The organism is Streptomyces sp. NBC_01142, assembly GCF_026341125.1.
Classification (GTDB): domain Bacteria; phylum Actinomycetota; class Actinomycetes; order Streptomycetales; family Streptomycetaceae; genus Streptomyces.
On sequence record NZ_JAPEOR010000001.1, the window covers coordinates 565,621 to 582,023 of the forward strand.

Consider the following 16,403-nt stretch of genomic DNA (forward strand, 5'->3'; position numbering starts at 1 on the left):
GGGGCAGGGGTATCCAGCACCAGGGGCAGGGACCCCCACCGCCAGCTGTCTTACGGAGATCGCCATGACCCGCACTCCCGTGAATGTCACCGTGACCGGCGCGGCCGGCCAGATCGGCTACGCGCTGCTCTTCCGCATCGCCTCCGGCCACCTTCTCGGCGCGGATGTGCCGGTCACGCTTCGTCTCCTCGAGATCCCACAGGGCCTGAAGGCCGCCGAGGGCACCGCGATGGAGCTCGAGGACTGCGCCTTCCCGCTGCTGAGCGGCATTGAGATCACGGACGACCCGAACGTCGCCTTCGACGGCGCCAACGTGGCCCTGCTGGTCGGCGCCCGTCCGCGGACGAAGGGCATGGAGCGCGGCGACCTCCTCTCGGCCAACGGCGGCATCTTCAAGCCGCAGGGCAAGGCCATCAACGACAACGCCGCGGACGACATCAAGGTCCTCGTCGTCGGCAACCCGGCCAACACCAACGCGCTCATCGCGCAGGCCGCGGCCCCGGACGTACCGGCGGAGCGCTTCACCGCGATGACCCGCCTGGACCACAACCGCGCGATCTCGCAGCTGGCGAAGAAGACCGGCGCCCCGGTCTCCGAGATCCGCCGCCTCACCATCTGGGGCAACCACTCCGCGACCCAGTACCCGGACATCTTCCACGCGGAGATCGCCGGCAAGAACGCCGCGGAGGTCGTGAACGACGAGCAGTGGCTCGCCGAGACCTTCATCCCGACCGTCGCCAAGCGCGGCGCCGCGATCATCGAGGCCCGTGGCGCTTCCTCGGCCGCTTCGGCCGCGAACGCCGCCATCGACCACGTCCACACCTGGGTCAACGGCACCGCCGAGGGCAACTGGACCTCCATGGGCATCCCGTCGGACGGTTCGTACGGCGTTCCGGAGGGCCTGATCTCCTCCTTCCCCGTCACCGCGAAGGACGGCAAGTACGAGATCGTCCAGGGCCTGGACATCAACGACTTCTCGCGTGCGCGCATCGACGCTTCGGTGAAGGAGCTCGAGGAGGAGCGCGCCGCGGTCCGCGAGCTCGGCCTCATCTGAGTCGTACGCCTCTGTACTCAACCGCCCCCGGCAGCCGACTGGCAGCCGGGGGCGGTTTTGCTCTCCGCCTGCCCGAGGCTGTACGCCGACCGGCAACGTGCCCGGGTCTGCCCGGCGTTGACGTTCCCTTGCGGGGAGTGGGGGGACGGTCAGGTGTTCGATGTCGCAGGATGGGTCACATGCATCCGATCGCTGCGGCTTCCGAGCCTGTGTCCGAGTCTGTGCAACTCGCCACGGAGACCGGACAGAACTTCGCGACCGCCGGGATGATCGTCCTCCTCGGCCTGATCGTGCTGGTCGTCCTGTGCGTGTACCTGTTCTCGACCGCCATCGCCCGCGGCAGGCTGCGCCCTTCGGCGCCGGCCGGGAGGTTCCGGGACGCGGCGGTGCTGTGCGCGACGGTGGCGCTCGCGCTGTATGTGTACGGGGTCGTGTGCTATCTGCGGCTGGAGAGCGCGTACCACACGTGCATGCTCGAGCGGTACGGGTCGCCCGGCGCGGCCGGGACCCCGTCGTTCGAGACGAATGACGACAGCCTGCTGCCCGTGAGCTCGACGTGCACCTGGTCGGACGGCTACACGCTCGACTTCGTACCCGCCTTCGTGAATCCGGCGATCGCGCTTCTGCTGGTCGCGGCGCTGGCCTCGGCGGCCGTCGCCTGCCGGGCGGTCCTCCGTGAGCGGAACCCGTCCCGGAGGGGTTGAGCCGGCCGAGGTGACATCACGCACCTGACCCTGTGAGGTCGATCTTTCTTCGGGAACCAGTTGTAGATCCACTCGCGTATGTAGTACTTCTTATACATGAGCGAGCAAGTGCACAACAGGCTGGCGATGGTGCGGGCCGAGCGCAAGGTCTCTCGGCAGGAGCTTGCCGAGGCGGTAGGCGCTCACTACCAGACCATCGGGTACATCGAGCGGGGGCAGTACAACCCGAGCCTCGATCTGGCCCTGCGCATCGCCGAGTTCTTCGAGCTGTCGGTGGAGGCGCTGTTCTCCCTCCGGCCGTTCCGCCCGCTCACGGACGAGATCTACGGGAAGAAGAAGTGATGGCCACGACCGCGACGCGCCTCGACCGGCGTATGTACGCCCTGATGAACAACCCTGCGGCAAAGCCTCTCCATGCCACGGCCGCGCGCAGGCGCTTCGCGGTCGGTGCGCATATCGCGCTGACCGCGGCCCAGCTGGGGCTGCTGCTGACGGCGTACCTCGGCGAGCAGAGGTGGCCCGCCTTCGCCGTACTGGCACTGCTGCTGCCCTGGTGCCTGGCGACCGGCGCGATCAACGCCGCCACCCGCGGCCTGCTGGAGCTGAGCAGCCGGGTGCTGGACGAGCGTCAGCTGGCGGAGCGGGACCGGGTGCGCGCCCTGGCGCAACGGGTGACCACCGTGCTGCTCGCCGTCGGTGCCCTTGCCGCCGCGGCGATCGGCTGGTTCGGCGACACAGAGGGTGGCGGCGCAGGGGGTGATGTGCGGATCGGCGCGCTGGTCGCTCTCGTGCTGGCCGGTGTGCTGGTCGTGCACTGGCTGATGCCGCTGTGGGTGGCAGGGCTGATGGTGCGAAGCGAGCCCGCGGACGAGGACGGGGACGAGTGACCATGTTCGGACTGGTGAAGAAGGAGACCGTGGTGCTGGTGCTGCGTGACTCCGACGAGTTGGCCGAGGCGCTGCGTGTCGCGCTCGCCGACGCCACGGACGAGGACAGGCCGGGCCTTGAGCGGGCGGCCGCCCTGGTGGCCGAGCGGAGTGCGGCCGACGACGCCGAGCTGCGCGGGCGCTGGGTGCGCGCGCAGCTCGCGGACGCCGGCTGGGAAGGGCCTGTGGACTCGGTCGAGGCGATCAAGGCGCTGCGCACGGCCGAACCGGGTCTCCGTCTGGCCCAGGCGGTCACGTTGGCCAAGGAGGCGTCAGTGGCACATAAGTGACCCACGACACTTTCGACCGTCGAACACGCATGCTTTCCGCCCTTCGGGGCAGGGGACCCGTCCGCTGGTTATTGCCGGCGGAAATATAACGGGAAACGGAAGGCTAAACGCGACGTGTCGGCACAAAAGACCATCCACGTGGGCGGAGAGTGGCGCGCAGCCGCCTCCGCCACCACGCGCGAGATCATCGACCCCGCTGACGCGACCGTGTTCGCCGTCGTCGCGGAGGGCGGGCGCGAGGACACCGACGCCGCGATAGCCGCCGCGCGCACGGCATTCGGCGCGGGTGCGGGTCAGTGGCCGCGCACCCCTGTCGCCGAGCGCGCCGCGCTGCTGCGCCGCGTCGCCGATCTGCTCCAGCGGGACCGTGAGGAGATCGGGCTGCTGGAGAGCCGGGACGCAGGCAAGACCCTCGAGGAAGGGCGCGTCGACGTCGACTGCGTGAGCGATGCCTTCCGTTACTTCGCCGACCTCGTCATGAACGAGAGCGGCGGAAGAGTGGTGGATGCCGGTTCGCCGGACATCCACAGCGTGGTGGTGCATGAGCCCGTCGGAGTCTGTGCGCTGATCACGCCTTGGAACTATCCACTCCTGCAGGCGAGTTGGAAGATTGCCCCGGCCCTGGCCGCGGGCAATACTTTTGTGATCAAGCCGAGCGAGATCACCCCGCTGACCACGGTCGCGCTCATCGAACTGCTCATCGAGGCCGGGCTGCCGGCCGGTGTCGCGAATATCGTGACCGGCGCCGGAGACCCGGTCGGGGCCCGGATGGCCGAGCACCCCGATGTGGACCTGGTGTCCTTCACCGGCGGACTGGCCAGCGGTACGAAGGTGATGCGCGCCGCCGCCGACAGCGTCAAGAAGGTCGCCCTCGAACTCGGCGGCAAGAACCCCAACGTCGTCTTCGCGGATGCGTGCGAGACGGAGGAAGGCTTCGACACCGCCGTGGATCAGGCGCTCAACGCCGCCTTCATCCACAGCGGTCAGGTCTGCTCCGCCGGGTCGCGGCTCATCATCGAGGAGTCGCTGCGCGAGCGCTTCGTCGCCGAACTCGCCCGCCGGGCCGAGAAGATCCGCCTCGGGCGCGGCACGGACGACGGTGTGGAGTGCGGCCCGCTCGTTTCCGTACAGCAGCTGGCGAAGACCGAGGCGTACGTCGCCTCCGCGCTGGACGAGGGCGCGGTGCTGCGCGCGGGGGGCAAGAGGCCCGAGGGCAAGGGCGAGGGGTACTTCTACCGGCCCACCGTCCTCGACCAGTGCCACCGCGAGATGCGCGTCGTACGGGAAGAGGTCTTCGGCCCGGTCCTGACCGTCGAGACCTTCCGTACGGAGGACGAGGCCGTCGCCCTCGCCAACGACACCGAGTACGGGCTGGCCGGCGCGGTGTGGACCGCCGACGCGGGCCGGGCGCGGCGCGTCGCCGGGCGGCTGCGGCACGGGACCGTCTGGATCAACGACTTCCACCCGTATCTGCCGCAGGCCGAGTGGGGCGGATTCGGGAAGAGCGGCATCGGGCGCGAGCTGGGTCCCGCCGGTCTCGACGAGTACCGCGAGGCCAAGCACATCTATCAGAACCTCGCCCCGCGCCCCGTGCGCTGGTTCGCGGGCTGAGGCAGGAGAACCAGAACATGACCACGTACGACTACGTCGTCGTCGGGGGCGGCACCGCCGGATCGGTGATCGCCTCCCGCCTCACCGAGAACCCGGACATCACCGTCGCCGTCATCGAGGGCGGGCCGAGCGATGTCGACCGGCCCGAAGTGCTCACCCTGCGCCGCTGGATGGGACTGCTCGGCGGGGAGCTCGACTACGACTACCCGACCACCGAGCAGCCTCGCGGCAACTCCCACATCCGGCACAGCCGCGCCCGGGTGCTCGGCGGCTGTTCCTCCCACAACACCCTGATCGCCTTCCGCCCGCTGCCGTCCGACTGGGACGAGTGGGCGGCGGCCGGCGCCGAGGGCTGGGACGCCGCGGCCATGGACCCGTACTTCGACCGGCTGCGGAACAACATCGTGCCCGTCGACGAGGCGGACCGTAACGCCATCGCCCGCGACTTCGTCGACGCCGCCCAGGCCGCGCTGAACGTCCCGCGCGTCGAGGGCTTCAACAAGAAGCCCTTCCACGAGGGCGTCGGCTTCTTCGACCTCGCGTACCACCCGGAGAACAACAAGCGGTCCTCCGCCTCGGTCGCGTATCTGCACCCGTTCCTGGACCGCCCGAACCTCCATATCGCGCTGGAGACCTGGGCGTACAAGCTGGAACTGGACGGCACCCGGGCGACGGGCGTACGCGTCCGTACCAAGGACGGCGAGGAGCAGCTCGTCGAGGCGCGGCACGAAGTGCTGGTCTGCGCGGGCGCGGTGGACACCCCGCGGCTGCTGCTGCACTCCGGCATCGGGCCACGTGCCGACCTGGAGAAGCTCGGCATCCCCGTCGTACACGATCTGCCGGGCGTCGGGGAGAACCTCCTCGACCACCCGGAGTCGGTGATCGTCTGGGAGACGCACGGTCCGATCCCCGAGAACTCGGCGATGGACAGCGACGCCGGTCTGTTCGTGCGGCGCGATCCCGAGTCCGCCGGGCCGGACCTGATGTTCCACTTCTACCAAATACCGTTCACGGACAATCCGGAGCGGCTCGGCTACGAGCGGCCGGCGCACGGCGTGTCGATGACGCCGAACATCCCCAAGCCGCGCAGCCGCGGCCGCCTGTATCTGACCAGCGCGGATCCGGATGTCAAGCCTGCGCTGGACTTCCGTTACTTCACGGACGAGGACGACTACGACGGCCGTACGCTCGTCGACGGCATCAGGCTCGCCCGCGAGATCGCGCGTGCGGAGCCGCTGGCCGGCTGGCTGAAGCGGGAGGTCTGCCCGGGGCCGGAGGTCACCTCGGACGAGGAGATCGGCGAGTACGCGCGCAAGGTGGCGCACACGGTGTACCACCCGGCCGGTACCTGCCGCATGGGTGCTTCCGCAGATGAGGGAGCCGTGGTGGCACCGGACTTGAAGATCCGGGGGCTGGACGGTATCCGCATTGCCGACGCGTCCGTCTTCCCGACGATGCCTGCCGTGAACCCGATGCTCGGGGTCCTGATGGTCGGAGAGAAGTGCGCGGAGCTGCTGTCCGCGGCTTCCGAGGAGAGGGGCGAAACCCGATGAAGTCCGAGTCCAAGTCCAAGACCGAGATCCAGACCGAGTCCAAGACCGAGTCCGCGGCCCAGGCCGAGTCCCCTGCCGGGACGTCGGAGGCGACGGCCGCCGAGAGCGCGGCCGCGTCCGTGGACCTGGCCATGACCAAGGCGGGCGCCGACGCCGACGCCGGCCCGGACGTGGACGCCGACGGGCCGCCCGTCTTCTCCGTACGCAACCTGTGGAAGGTCTTCGGCCCCAAGGCCGCCCGCGTCCCCGGTGACGCCGCACTCGGCGCCCTCACCCCGGCCGAGCTGCGCGCGCGCACCGGTTGCACCGCCGCCGTACGCGATGTCTCCTTCGACGTCCGCAAGGGCGAGGTCTTCGTCGTCATGGGCCTCTCCGGCTCCGGCAAGTCGACGCTCGTCCGTACCCTGACCCGGCTGATCGAGCCGACGTCCGGTTCGATCGCCATCGACGGCGAGGACGTGCTCTCCATGGACACGGCGCGGCTGCGCGAACTGCGCCGTCACCGCGCGTCCATGGTCTTCCAGCACTTCGGTCTGCTGCCGCACCGCTCGGTGATCGACAACGTCGCCTACGGCCTCGAGATCCAGGGCATGGGCAGGTCCGCGCGCCGCGCCCGGGCCGCGGAGGTCGTCGCCAAGGTCGGCCTCGAAGGTCTGGAGCACCGCCGCCCGGGCCAGCTGTCCGGCGGTCAACAGCAGCGTGTGGGGCTTGCGCGTGCGCTCGCCGTGGATCCGCAGGTGCTGCTCTTCGACGAGCCGTTCAGCGCGCTCGACCCGCTGATCCGCCGCGACATGCAGGAGGAGGTCATCCGGCTGCACCGCGAGGAGGGCCGCACGATGGTCTTCATCACCCACGACCTGAGCGAGGCACTGAAGCTGGGCGACCGTATCGCGCTGATGCGGGACGGCCGGATCGTGCAGCTGGGCACGCCGGAGGAGATCGTGGGCGCGCCCGCCGACGACTACGTACGGGACTTCGTCCGCGATGTGCCGCGCGAGCAGGTCATGACCGTGCGTACGGCCATGCGGCCCGCGGGCGCCGGCGAGGCCGAGTCGGGCCCCGCGCTCGCCCCCGACGCGACGGTCTTCGCGGCGATCGAGGCCGTCGCCCGCAGCGGCGAGACGGCCCGCGTCGTCGAGAACGGCCGGTGCCTGGGCGTCGTCGACCACGTCGGCCTGCTCGGGGTCGTGGCCGGCCTCGACCGCAAGGAAGTGGTGGCGTGATGCGCGTACGGCACGAAGACCGGCCGGTGAACGGTCGCGGCACGGAGCCGGGCGCCGCGCGCGTCAGGCAACAGGGCGTGGTCGGCGACCGCGCCCAGGGGGTGCGCCGATGACCGCCACCGTCACCGCCGTCCCGCCCGAGAAGACCACGCCCACGCCCGCACCCACGCCCCCGGGCACCCTCCGCACCCTCCTGCGTCATCGCGTCAAGGGCAGGCTCCTGCTGCTCGGCGTCGCCGCGCTGGTGCTCATACCTCTCGGCGTCGCCCTGTGGGGAAGCGGAAGCTGGCCCGCCGAGCTCACCGTCGATGTCTCCGGGCCTCTCGACGACGCCAACCAGTGGGTCATCGACAACCGCGAGACCCACCCCCTCTTCCTCTACTTCCTCCTCCACCTCTCCAACACCGCCACCGACTCGGTCGACGCCGTCTACCGGCTCCTGGACGCCATGGGCTGGCTGGGCGTGCTGGCCGCCGGTGTGCTGTTCGCCTGGCGGGCGGCCGGGCTCGGCCGGCGCGGAGTCAAGGTCGCGTTGACGGCGTTCGGCGCGTTCGCCGTGTGCGGGCTGCTCGGGATGTGGGACGCCACGCTGCTCACCATCGCGCTGATGGTCGTCGCGGTCGCTCTCGCCGCCCTGATCGGGGTGCTCATCGGCCTTGTCGCCGGACTGTCCGACCGGGTCGACCGGGCGTTGCGGCCGCTGCTCGACACCATGCAGGTGCTGCCCGCTTTCGCGTATCTGCTGCCGTTCGTGCTGGTCTTCGGCACCGGTACGCCCGCGGCGCTCTTCTGCACGGTCATCTACGCCGCCCCGCCCATGGCCCGCCTCACCGCGCTGGGTCTGCGCGGCGCGGACCCCGCCGTGCTCGAAGCCTCCGCCTCGCTCGGTGCGAGCGGCTGGCAGCGGCTGCGCACCGCGCGTCTGCCGCTCGCCCGCAAGCAGATGCTCCTCGGCCTCAACCAGACGATCATGATGGCGCTCTCCATGGTCGTCATCGCCGCGCTCGTCGGGGCCGGCGGCCTCGGCGAAGAGGTCTACTCGGCGCTTTCCACCGTCGACGTCGGCAAGGCGCTCGCCGCGGGCATCCCGATCGTGCTGATCGCGGTCTGGCTGGACCGTACGACCGCCGCGGCGGGCGACCGTATCGGCCAGAGCACGCCGGGCGGCGGGCTGCTGCACGGCCGGTCGGCCTGGGTTCTGGTGTTCGCGGGCGTCATCGCCGCGGAGCTGGGGCGGCTGGCGATCGGCAAGGCCTGGCCCGAGGCCTGGACGTACGACATCTCCACGCCGGTCAACAAGGCCCAGGACTGGATCACCGAGAACCTCGCCTCCGGGATCCCGGTCCTCGGCGGCACCGAGGTCTGGTCGGAGAACTTCACGCTCTGGATCCTCAACCCCCTGCGCGACGGCCTGATCTGGCTGCCCTGGTGGTCGGTCCTGCTGCTGGTGGCGGCCATCGCCTGGCTGGTCGGCACCTGGGGTACGGCGCTGACCGCCACGCTCGCGATGGCGGCGATCGGGGTGCTCGGGGTCTGGGGCAAGTCCCTGGACACACTCTCCCAGGTGCTCGCGGCCCTCGTCCTCACGCTGGTACTCGGTGTGCTGGCAGGTGTTCTGTGCGCCAGGGCCGGACGTCTTGAACGCTGGCTGCGGCCCCTGCTGGACGCGATGCAGACGATGCCGCAGTTCGTGTATCTCATCCCGGTGGTCGCGCTGTTCGGTGTCACCCGCGCCTCGGCCATCATCGCGGCCGTCGTGTACGCGCTGCCCGCCGTGGTGCGCATCACCACCCAGGGCCTGCGCGCGGTCGACCCGGCCGCGCTGGAGGCCTCCCGCTCACTGGGTGCCTCGACCCGGCAGCAACTCCTCCAGGTCCAGCTGCCCCTGGCCCGCCCGGCGCTCCAGCTTGCCGTCAACCAGGGCGTCGTCCTGGTGCTGGCCGTGGTCGTCGTCGGCGGCCTGGTCGGCGGCGGGGCACTCGGCTACGACGTCGTGAAGGGCCTTTCCCGGGGCGAGATGGGCGTCGGGATGACGGCAGGAGTCGCAATCGTCTGTCTCGGTCTCGTACTGGACCGCATCACGCAGCCCGCCACCCGCAAGACCGACTGAACCGTTTCTCTCATTCACAGGAGCACCATGCGCACCCTCCGTATTGCCACCGCAGTCGTCAGTGCCGTCGGCGTCCTCACCCTCAGCGCGTGCGGCGCTGCCGACACCGGCAAGAAGAAGGAGGTCGGCGGCGCCAAGAGCGTGACGCTGACCGTTCCCTCCTGGGTCGGCGCCCAGGCCAACACCGCCGTCGCCGCCCACATCCTGGAGAAGGAACTCGGCTACAAGGTCAACACCAAGCAGATGGGTGAGGTCCTCGCCTGGGACGCGCTCTCCAAGGGCGACATAGACGCGATCATGGAGGACTGGGGCCACCCCAAGGAGGAGAAGCAGTACGTCGAGACGAAGAAGACCGTCGTCAACGGCGGCGACCTCGGCGTCACCGGGCACATCGGCTGGTTCGTACCGAAGTACTTCGCGGACGAGCACCCCGACGTCACGGACTACAAGAACCTCAACAAGTACGCCAAGGAGTTCAAGACCGCGGAGAGCGGCGACAAGGGCGAGATCCTCGAGGGTTCGCCCGACTACGTCACCAACGACGACGCGATCATCAAGAACCTGAAGCTGGACCTGAAGACCAACTACTCGGGCTCCGAGGCCGCGCAGATCACCGCGATCAAGAAGTACGCCAAGGAGAAGAAGCCCTTCCTGACGTACTGGTGGACCCCGCAGTGGCTGAACGCCCAGGTCGACATGGTCGAGGTCAAGCTGCCGGCGTACAAGGAGGGGTGTGACGCGGACCCGAAGAAGGTCTCCTGCGCCTACCCGAACACTCCGCTGCAGAAGTTCCTCAACGCGGACTTCGCGAAGAACGGCGGCGAGGCCGCCGAGTTCCTGAAGAACTTCAAGTGGACGACCGAGCAGCAGAACGAGGTCGCCCTGATGATCGCCGGCGAGAAGATGTCGCCGGAGGCGGCCGCGGAGAAGTGGGTCAAGGCGAACGAGTCGACGTGGAAGGCGTGGCTCCCGAAGAAGTAGCACCGCAGAGGCCCTCAGCTCCCTCGCTCCCTTGAGGACTCTCGGTACTCGCACTGCGTGACGCGGACGGCATCGGCGATGCCGTCCGCGTCACGCTGTCCCCGGGAGAGTGCTCCCCGGGGGAGAGGTTCGCGGTACCGGGGCAGGGCATGCAGGGGGCCGGCCTTCCTGGACCGGCGTTCGGCGCCGTGGCACCTGTGTGCCCGCTCAGTGCTTGAACTGGCCGGGCGTGTAGTGGCCGGGGGCCGTACGGGCGGACACGCCGAGGCGGTTCCACGCGTTGATGACCGTGATCGCCGAGATCAGCTGCGCCAGCTCGGTCTCGTCGAAGTGCTTGGCGACCCTGTCGTACACCTCGTCCGGTACGAAGCCGTCGGTCAGGACGGTGACCGCCTCCGTCAGCTCGATCGCCGCGATCTCCTTCGGGGTGTAGAAGTGCTGCGACTCCTCCCAGGCGCTGAGCTGGATGATCCGCTCCACCGACTCGCCGGCCGCGAGCGCGTCCTTGGTGTGCATGTCGAGGCAGAAGGCGCAGTGGTTGATCTGTGAGGCGCGGATCTTGACCAGCTCGAGCAGCACCGGGTCGATGCCCTGCCGGGAGGCCACCTCCAGCTTGTACATCGCCTTGTAGACCTCGGGGGCGAGCTGCGCGATCGGGAGGCGGGGGGCGCGCTCGGGGGCGTAGTCGGCCGCAGGGTTCGTGTGGTGTTCGATCTTCGTCATGGGTACGACCGTACGGCGGGGGTGGCGCGGAGATATGGTCCACTTCCATGACGGAAGAATGGGCCACTTTCGGTGCCGACCTGCATCTGGAGCTGCGTGGCTCCGGGTTGCGGTCGGGCCTGATGGAGGCGTTGCGGGAGGCCGCGCGCACCGGGCGGCTGGCCCCCGGGACACGGCTGCCCTCCTCACGCTCGCTCGCCGCCGACCTGGGGATCGCCCGCAACACGGTCGCCGACGCGTACGCCGAGCTGGTCGCCGAGGGGTGGCTCACCGCCCAGCAGGGTTCGGGCACCAGGGTGGCCCGGCGGGCCGCGCCGAGGAAGCCGGCGGCGGGCGCCGTCAGGGCCCGGCCGGCCGCCCGCCGCCCTGCCTACAGCCTGCATGCCGGCACCCCCGACCTCGCCTCCTTCCCCCGTGCCGAGTGGCTGAAGGCGGCCCGCCGGGCGCTGACCGTCGCGCCCCACGACGCCTTCGGGTACGGCGACCCGTGCGGGCGCATCGAGCTGCGGACCGTGCTGGCCGACTATCTGGCACGGGCGCGCGGGGTGCACGCGGCCCCCGAGCGGATCGTGATCTGCTCCGGCTTTGTGCAGGGGCTGATGCTGATGGCCAAGGTGCTGAGGAGGCGGCGGGTACGCGAGGTGGCCGTCGAGTCGTACGGCCTCGATTTCCACTGGAACCTGCTCGCCGAGGCGGGGATGCGGATTCCCGCGCTGCCTCTCGACGAACTGGGCTCCCGTACGCAGGATCTGGGGGAGCCGGGGGCGTTGCGCGGGGCGGGGGCGGTGCTGATGACGCCCGCGCACCAGTTCCCGATGGGGGTTCCGCTCCACCCCGACCGGCGCGCGGCCGCCGTGGACTGGGCGCGCCGGACGGGCGGGCTGATCCTGGAGGACGACTACGACGGGGAGTTCCGCTACGACCGCCAGCCCGTGGGCGCGCTCCAGGGTCTCGACCCCGAGCGGGTGGTCTATCTGGGGACGGCGAGCAAGTCGCTGGCACCCGGGCTGCGGATCGCGTGGATGGTGCTGCCCGAGGAGCTGGTGGCGGAGGTGCTCGAGGCGAAAGGAGCCGCGAACTGGACGTCGGGGGTGATGGACCAGCTGACGCTCGCGGAGTTCATCTCCTCCGGCGCGTACGACCGCCATGTACGGGGGATGCGGCTGCGCTACCGCAGAAGGCGCGACCAGCTGGTCGGGGCGCTGGCGGAGCGCGCCCCGGACATCCGGGTCAGTGGTATCGCGGCCGGGCTGCACGCCGTGCTCGAACTCCCGCCGGGCACCGAGCGTTCCGTGATCCAGGCGGCGGCCTGGCAGGGGCTGGCGGTGGAGGGGGTCTCCCGGTTCCGGCACAAGGACGCGCCGTCGGGGAGGGATGCGCTGGTGGTGGGGTACGCGACGCCGCCGGACAGCAGCTGGGCGGGGGCGCTGGACGCGCTGTGCCGGGCGCTGCCGTGAGAGGGCGGGCCGGCGTGCTCATTCCCTGACAGCAGTCTCCCCTTCGGCCGGCAGGCCCTCGGCGGGTGGCTCGCCGAACCGCGCCAGTGCCAGCGCGCCCGCCACCGCCACCGCGAACCCCACCACGGCCAGCCATGCCATGCCCTCGCGAGTGCTGTCGCCCAGCCACACCACGCCCACCAGCGCCGGGCCGATCGTCTCGCCCAGCACCAGGCCCGCCGTGGCCGTCGTCACCGAGCCACGCTGCAGGGCGGAGGTCAGCAGCAGGAACGCCGCGCCGCCGCCGAGCAGCAGCGCATACAGCGCCGGGTTGGTGAGGACGGCAGGGAAGGAGACCGTGTCGATCAGCCGGACCGAGACCTCCACCACGCCGAAGCCGAACCCCGCACCGAGGCCGAGCACCAGGGCGCGCGGCTTGTCGGGGAGGCGGCCCGCGACCGCGCCCACGAGGAGTACGGCGAGCGCGACGCCGAGCATGGCCCAGCGCAGTGCGGAGGAACCGGGCCGGTCGCCCTCCGCGCCCGAGGCGAGCCCCAGCATCGCCAGACCCGCGCAGACCACACCCACCGCGCTCCATTCGATCGCGCTCAGGCGGACGTGGAGGAGGCGGGAGGCGACCACGGCCGTGACCGCGAGGCTGGCGGCGAGTGCCGCCCCGACCGCGTAGATGGGGAGGGAGCGCAGCGCGACGATCTGGAGGGCGAAACCGAGGCCGTCCAGGGCAAGTCCGGCGATATAGCGCCACTGGCGCAGCGCCCGCAGCAGCAGGGCCGGGTCGACACCCGAGCCGGTGCCGGGTTCCGTGGCGCGGGCGGCGATGGCTTGGAGGACGGAGGCCGTGCCGTAGCAGACCGCGGAACCGAACGCACAGATCATCCCAATGAGCACAAAGCGACTGTAGATGAGGAGGGTTGGTGGACCGGGCTTACCCGGGCGCGGGGCGGCCATCTAGTGTGTGCGGCGATCCACTGGCTTGATACTGGCTTGATTCGAACGGGGGAGACCGGCACATGGCGCGACGCAGGCTGAGGTCCAGCACGGTGGTGCTCGGCGGCATGGGAGTGCTCGCGGCGACGATCACCTCGTGCGGCTCGGACCCCGACAGGCGGTGCGTCGATCCGATCACCCGGGAAGAGCTGCCCAGCTACGAGTGCGAGGACAGCAGCGGCTCGGGAAGCTCCGGTTCCGGCAGCTCCGGCAACGGCGGCTCGTACTACTACGGCGGCCGGGTCAGCGACGGCAAGGCAGAGGGCGGCAGCTTCGACAAGACCGCGGTCGACCGCGGCGGCTTCGGCTGCTCCGGCTCCGGCGGCGGCTGAGCCGACGAGACGTACCGAGGCGAAGCATGAAGCGTCACACCATCGAACCCCGGCCCGGCTGGCAGGAGATCGTCGAGGAGCAGGGCTGTGTCTACCCACTCACCCGCTACCCGGACGACTCACTGCGCCCCTACTGGGACGAGAGCGCGTACTACGAGTTCTCGCTGCCCGAGGTCGAGGTACTGGAAGAAGTCGTCGAGGAACTGCACACCATGTGCCTGGCCGCGGCCGAGCACATCGTGGCGCACGACCGCTTCGCCGACCTCGGCATCACCGACCCCCGCCTCGCCTCGCTGATCGCCGAGTCCTGGCGGCGCCGGGCCGAACTCCCCTCCGTCTACGGCCGGTTCGATCTGCGCTACGACGGCACGGGCCCGGCCAAGATGCTGGAGTACAACGCCGACACCCCCACCTCCCTGGTGGAGGCCGCCAGCCCGCAGTGGTTCTGGATGGAGGACCGCTTCCCCGGCGCCGACCAGTGGAACTCCCTCCATGAACGCCTCGTCGACGCCTGGAAGCGGCAGGCGCCGCTGCTGCCCCCCGGGGCCCTGTACTTCGTCCACTCCGACGGCGACGAGCTGGGCGAGGACCTGATGACGGTCGCGTATCTGCGCGAGACCGCCGAGCAGGCCGGCCTCGCCACCGAGGCGCTCTCCGTCGAACAGATCGGCTGGGACCGGCTGTCCGGGCGCTTCGTCGACGACCGGCTGCGCTTCATACGCGGCTGCTTCAAGCTCTATCCGTGGGAGTGGCTGGTCACCGACCGCTTCGGGCCCCATGTTCTCGACACCCTCGACAACGGCGGCGGCACCGGCACCACCTGCTGGATAGAGCCCGCCTGGAAGATGCTGCTCTCCAACAAGGCGCTGCTGGCGATCCTCTGGGAGCTCTACCCGGGGCACCCGAATCTCCTCGCCGCCTACCTCGACGGCCCGCGCGAACTCGCCACGGAGCGGGGGTACGTGGCCAAGCCGCTCCTCGGCCGCGAGGGCGCCGGCGTCACCATCCACGAGGCGGGCAGTCCGCCCGTGGTACGCGAAGAGCCGTGCTGCTACCAGGAGCTGGCCGCGCTCCCGGACTTCGACGGCAATCGCGTGGTGCTCGGCGCATGGGTCGTCGAGGACGAGGCGGCAGGGCTCGGCATCCGGGAATCGGCGGGGCTGGTCACGGACGAGTACGCCCGCTTCCTGCCCCACGTCATCCTCTGAACCGCGCCGGCCCCCGGCCACGCAGCCTGGACTATGCGCCCAGTACGGCCCTGAGCTGGTCCAGGCCCCAGTCCAGATCCTCCTTGCTGATCACCAGCGGCGGGGCGATCCGGATCGTGGAACCGTGGGTGTCCTTGACCAGGACCCTGCGGTCCATCAGCTTCTCGGAGATCTCCCGGCCGGTGCCGTGGCTCGGCACGATGTCGATGCCGGCCCACAGCCCGCGGCCGCGCACCGCCTCCACCGCGCCACCGCCGGTCAGCAGGCCCAGCTCGTGGTGGAGGTGCTCACCCAGCTCCGTGGCGCGCTGTTGGTACTCGCCGGTGCGCAGCATCGCGATCACCTCCAGGGCCACCGCGCAGGCCAGTGGATTGCCGCCGAAGGTCGAGCCGTGCTCACCGGGCCGGTACACGCCGAGCACCTCGGCGGAGGAGACCACCGCCGACACCGGTACGACGCCGCCGCCCAGCGCCTTGCCCAGCACATACATGTCCGGCACGACATCCTCGTGCTCACAGGCGAAGGTCCGGCCGGTCCGCCCGAGGCCGGACTGGATCTCGTCCGCGACGAAGAGCACGTTCCGCTCGCGGGTCAGCCGCCGTACGCCCGCGAGATAGCCGGCCGGCGGCACGAGCACCCCGGCCTCGCCCTGGATCGGCTCCAGCAGCACGGCCACGGTGTTCTCGGTCAGCGCCGCGTCCAGCGCGGTCAGGTCCCCGTACGGAACGATCTCGAAGCCCGGGGTGTAGGGGCCGAAGTCCGCCCGCGCCTCGGGGTCGGTCGAGAAGCTGATCACCGTGGTCGTACGGCCGTGGAAGTTGTTGCCCGCGACGATGATCTTCGCCATGTTGTCCGGGACGCCCTTGACCCGGTAACCCCATTTCCTGGCGGTCTTCACAGCGGTCTCCACCGCCTCCGCCCCGGTGTTCATCGGCAGCACCATCTCCATGCCGCACAACTCGGCGAGCTGTGTGCAGAAGTCGGCGAACCGGTCGTGATGGAAGGCGCGGGAGGTGAGCGTGACTCTCTCCAGCTGCGCCTTTGCGGCGTCGAGCAGCCGACGGTTTCCGTGACCGAAGTTGAGCGCCGAGTACCCGGCGAGCATGTCGAGGTAGCGGCGCCCCTCGACATCGGTCATCCAGGCGCCGTCCGCCGTGGCGACGACGACCGGTAGTGGGTGGTAGTTGTGCGCGCTGTGCGCCTCCGCAGAGGCGATGGCACTCTCCGATGTAGACACGGGGTCT

General features: G+C 70.3%; 16 protein-coding genes. 13 read left to right on the forward strand and 3 right to left on the reverse strand.

The annotated features are described in order from the left end of the window. The first annotated feature begins 64 nt into the window (after window positions 1-64). The 10 genes from OG883_RS02830 to OG883_RS02875 all read left to right on the forward strand — a co-directional run bounded on the left by OG883_RS02830 (window position 65) and on the right by OG883_RS02875 (window position 10,452). A complete protein-coding gene (locus tag OG883_RS02830; RefSeq protein ID WP_266534469.1) occupies window positions 65-1,054 on the forward strand; it encodes a malate dehydrogenase in 990 nt (329 codons plus the stop codon). Between the two features lie 179 nt (window positions 1,055-1,233). Then, on the forward strand, window positions 1,234-1,758 hold the full coding sequence (locus tag OG883_RS02835) for a hypothetical protein (RefSeq protein ID WP_266534472.1): 525 nt from the start codon (window positions 1,234-1,236) through the stop codon (window positions 1,756-1,758). Window positions 1,759-1,854: 96 nt separating this feature from the next. Next, window positions 1,855-2,100 (forward strand): helix-turn-helix transcriptional regulator, encoded by a 246-nt coding sequence (locus OG883_RS02840; protein WP_266534475.1) that lies wholly within the window; start codon window positions 1,855-1,857, stop codon window positions 2,098-2,100. After that, window positions 2,100-2,645, forward strand: a complete 546-nt coding sequence (locus OG883_RS02845; protein ID WP_266534478.1) for a hypothetical protein — start codon at window positions 2,100-2,102, stop codon at window positions 2,643-2,645. Before OG883_RS02840 ends, OG883_RS02845 begins: the two co-directional genes overlap by 1 nt. A gap of 2 nt (window positions 2,646-2,647) precedes the next feature. Further along, window positions 2,648-2,974 carry a hypothetical protein gene (locus OG883_RS02850; protein ID WP_266541176.1) on the forward strand — a complete coding sequence of 109 codons (327 nt, stop codon included), beginning with the start codon at window positions 2,648-2,650 and terminating at the stop codon, window positions 2,972-2,974. 114 nt (window positions 2,975-3,088) lie between these two features. Then, window positions 3,089-4,585: an aldehyde dehydrogenase family protein gene (locus OG883_RS02855; RefSeq protein ID WP_266534483.1), complete on the forward strand. Its 1,497-nt coding sequence runs from the start codon at window positions 3,089-3,091 to the stop codon at window positions 4,583-4,585. Window positions 4,586-4,602: 17 nt separating this feature from the next. Continuing rightward, window positions 4,603-6,138, forward strand: coding sequence for a GMC family oxidoreductase (locus tag OG883_RS02860; RefSeq protein WP_266534486.1), 1,536 nt, complete (start codon window positions 4,603-4,605; stop codon window positions 6,136-6,138). 131 nt (window positions 6,139-6,269) lie between these two features. Further along, window positions 6,270-7,361 carry a glycine betaine/L-proline ABC transporter ATP-binding protein gene (locus OG883_RS02865; RefSeq protein WP_266541178.1) on the forward strand — a complete coding sequence of 364 codons (1,092 nt, stop codon included), beginning with the start codon at window positions 6,270-6,272 and terminating at the stop codon, window positions 7,359-7,361. 109 nt (window positions 7,362-7,470) lie between these two features. Next, window positions 7,471-9,471, forward strand: a complete 2,001-nt coding sequence (locus OG883_RS02870) for a proline/glycine betaine ABC transporter permease (RefSeq protein WP_266534489.1) — start codon at window positions 7,471-7,473, stop codon at window positions 9,469-9,471. Between the two features lie 27 nt (window positions 9,472-9,498). Beyond that, window positions 9,499-10,452 carry an ABC transporter substrate-binding protein gene (locus OG883_RS02875; RefSeq protein WP_266534492.1) on the forward strand — a complete coding sequence of 318 codons (954 nt, stop codon included), beginning with the start codon at window positions 9,499-9,501 and terminating at the stop codon, window positions 10,450-10,452. 207 nt (window positions 10,453-10,659) lie between these two features. Here OG883_RS02875 and OG883_RS02880 read toward each other — a convergent pair whose 3' ends face one another. Continuing rightward, window positions 10,660-11,175 (reverse strand): carboxymuconolactone decarboxylase family protein, encoded by a 516-nt coding sequence (locus tag OG883_RS02880; RefSeq protein ID WP_266534495.1) that lies wholly within the window; start codon window positions 11,173-11,175, stop codon window positions 10,660-10,662. A 47-nt stretch (window positions 11,176-11,222) separates the two neighbouring features. Here OG883_RS02880 and OG883_RS02885 point away from each other — a divergent pair, with 47 nt between their 5' ends. Continuing rightward, complete coding sequence (locus OG883_RS02885; protein ID WP_266534498.1) at window positions 11,223-12,632, forward strand: PLP-dependent aminotransferase family protein; 1,410 nt, start codon at window positions 11,223-11,225, stop codon at window positions 12,630-12,632. 18 nt (window positions 12,633-12,650) lie between these two features. Here the strand turns inward: OG883_RS02885 and OG883_RS02890 are convergent, their stop codons facing one another. After that, a complete protein-coding gene (locus tag OG883_RS02890) occupies window positions 12,651-13,508 on the reverse strand; it encodes a hypothetical protein (RefSeq protein WP_266541180.1) in 858 nt (285 codons plus the stop codon). Between the two features lie 134 nt (window positions 13,509-13,642). Between OG883_RS02890 and OG883_RS02895 the strand changes: the two genes are divergently transcribed. Further along, complete coding sequence (locus tag OG883_RS02895; RefSeq protein WP_266534501.1) at window positions 13,643-13,951, forward strand: hypothetical protein; 309 nt, start codon at window positions 13,643-13,645, stop codon at window positions 13,949-13,951. A 26-nt stretch (window positions 13,952-13,977) separates the two neighbouring features. Beyond that, window positions 13,978-15,159 carry a glutathionylspermidine synthase family protein gene (locus tag OG883_RS02900; protein WP_266534508.1) on the forward strand — a complete coding sequence of 394 codons (1,182 nt, stop codon included), beginning with the start codon at window positions 13,978-13,980 and terminating at the stop codon, window positions 15,157-15,159. 31 nt (window positions 15,160-15,190) lie between these two features. Here OG883_RS02900 and rocD read toward each other — a convergent pair whose 3' ends face one another. Continuing rightward, on the reverse strand, window positions 15,191-16,396 hold the full coding sequence (rocD, locus tag OG883_RS02905; RefSeq protein WP_266534514.1) for an ornithine--oxo-acid transaminase: 1,206 nt from the start codon (window positions 16,394-16,396) through the stop codon (window positions 15,191-15,193). Window positions 16,397-16,403: the final 7 nt, after the last annotated feature.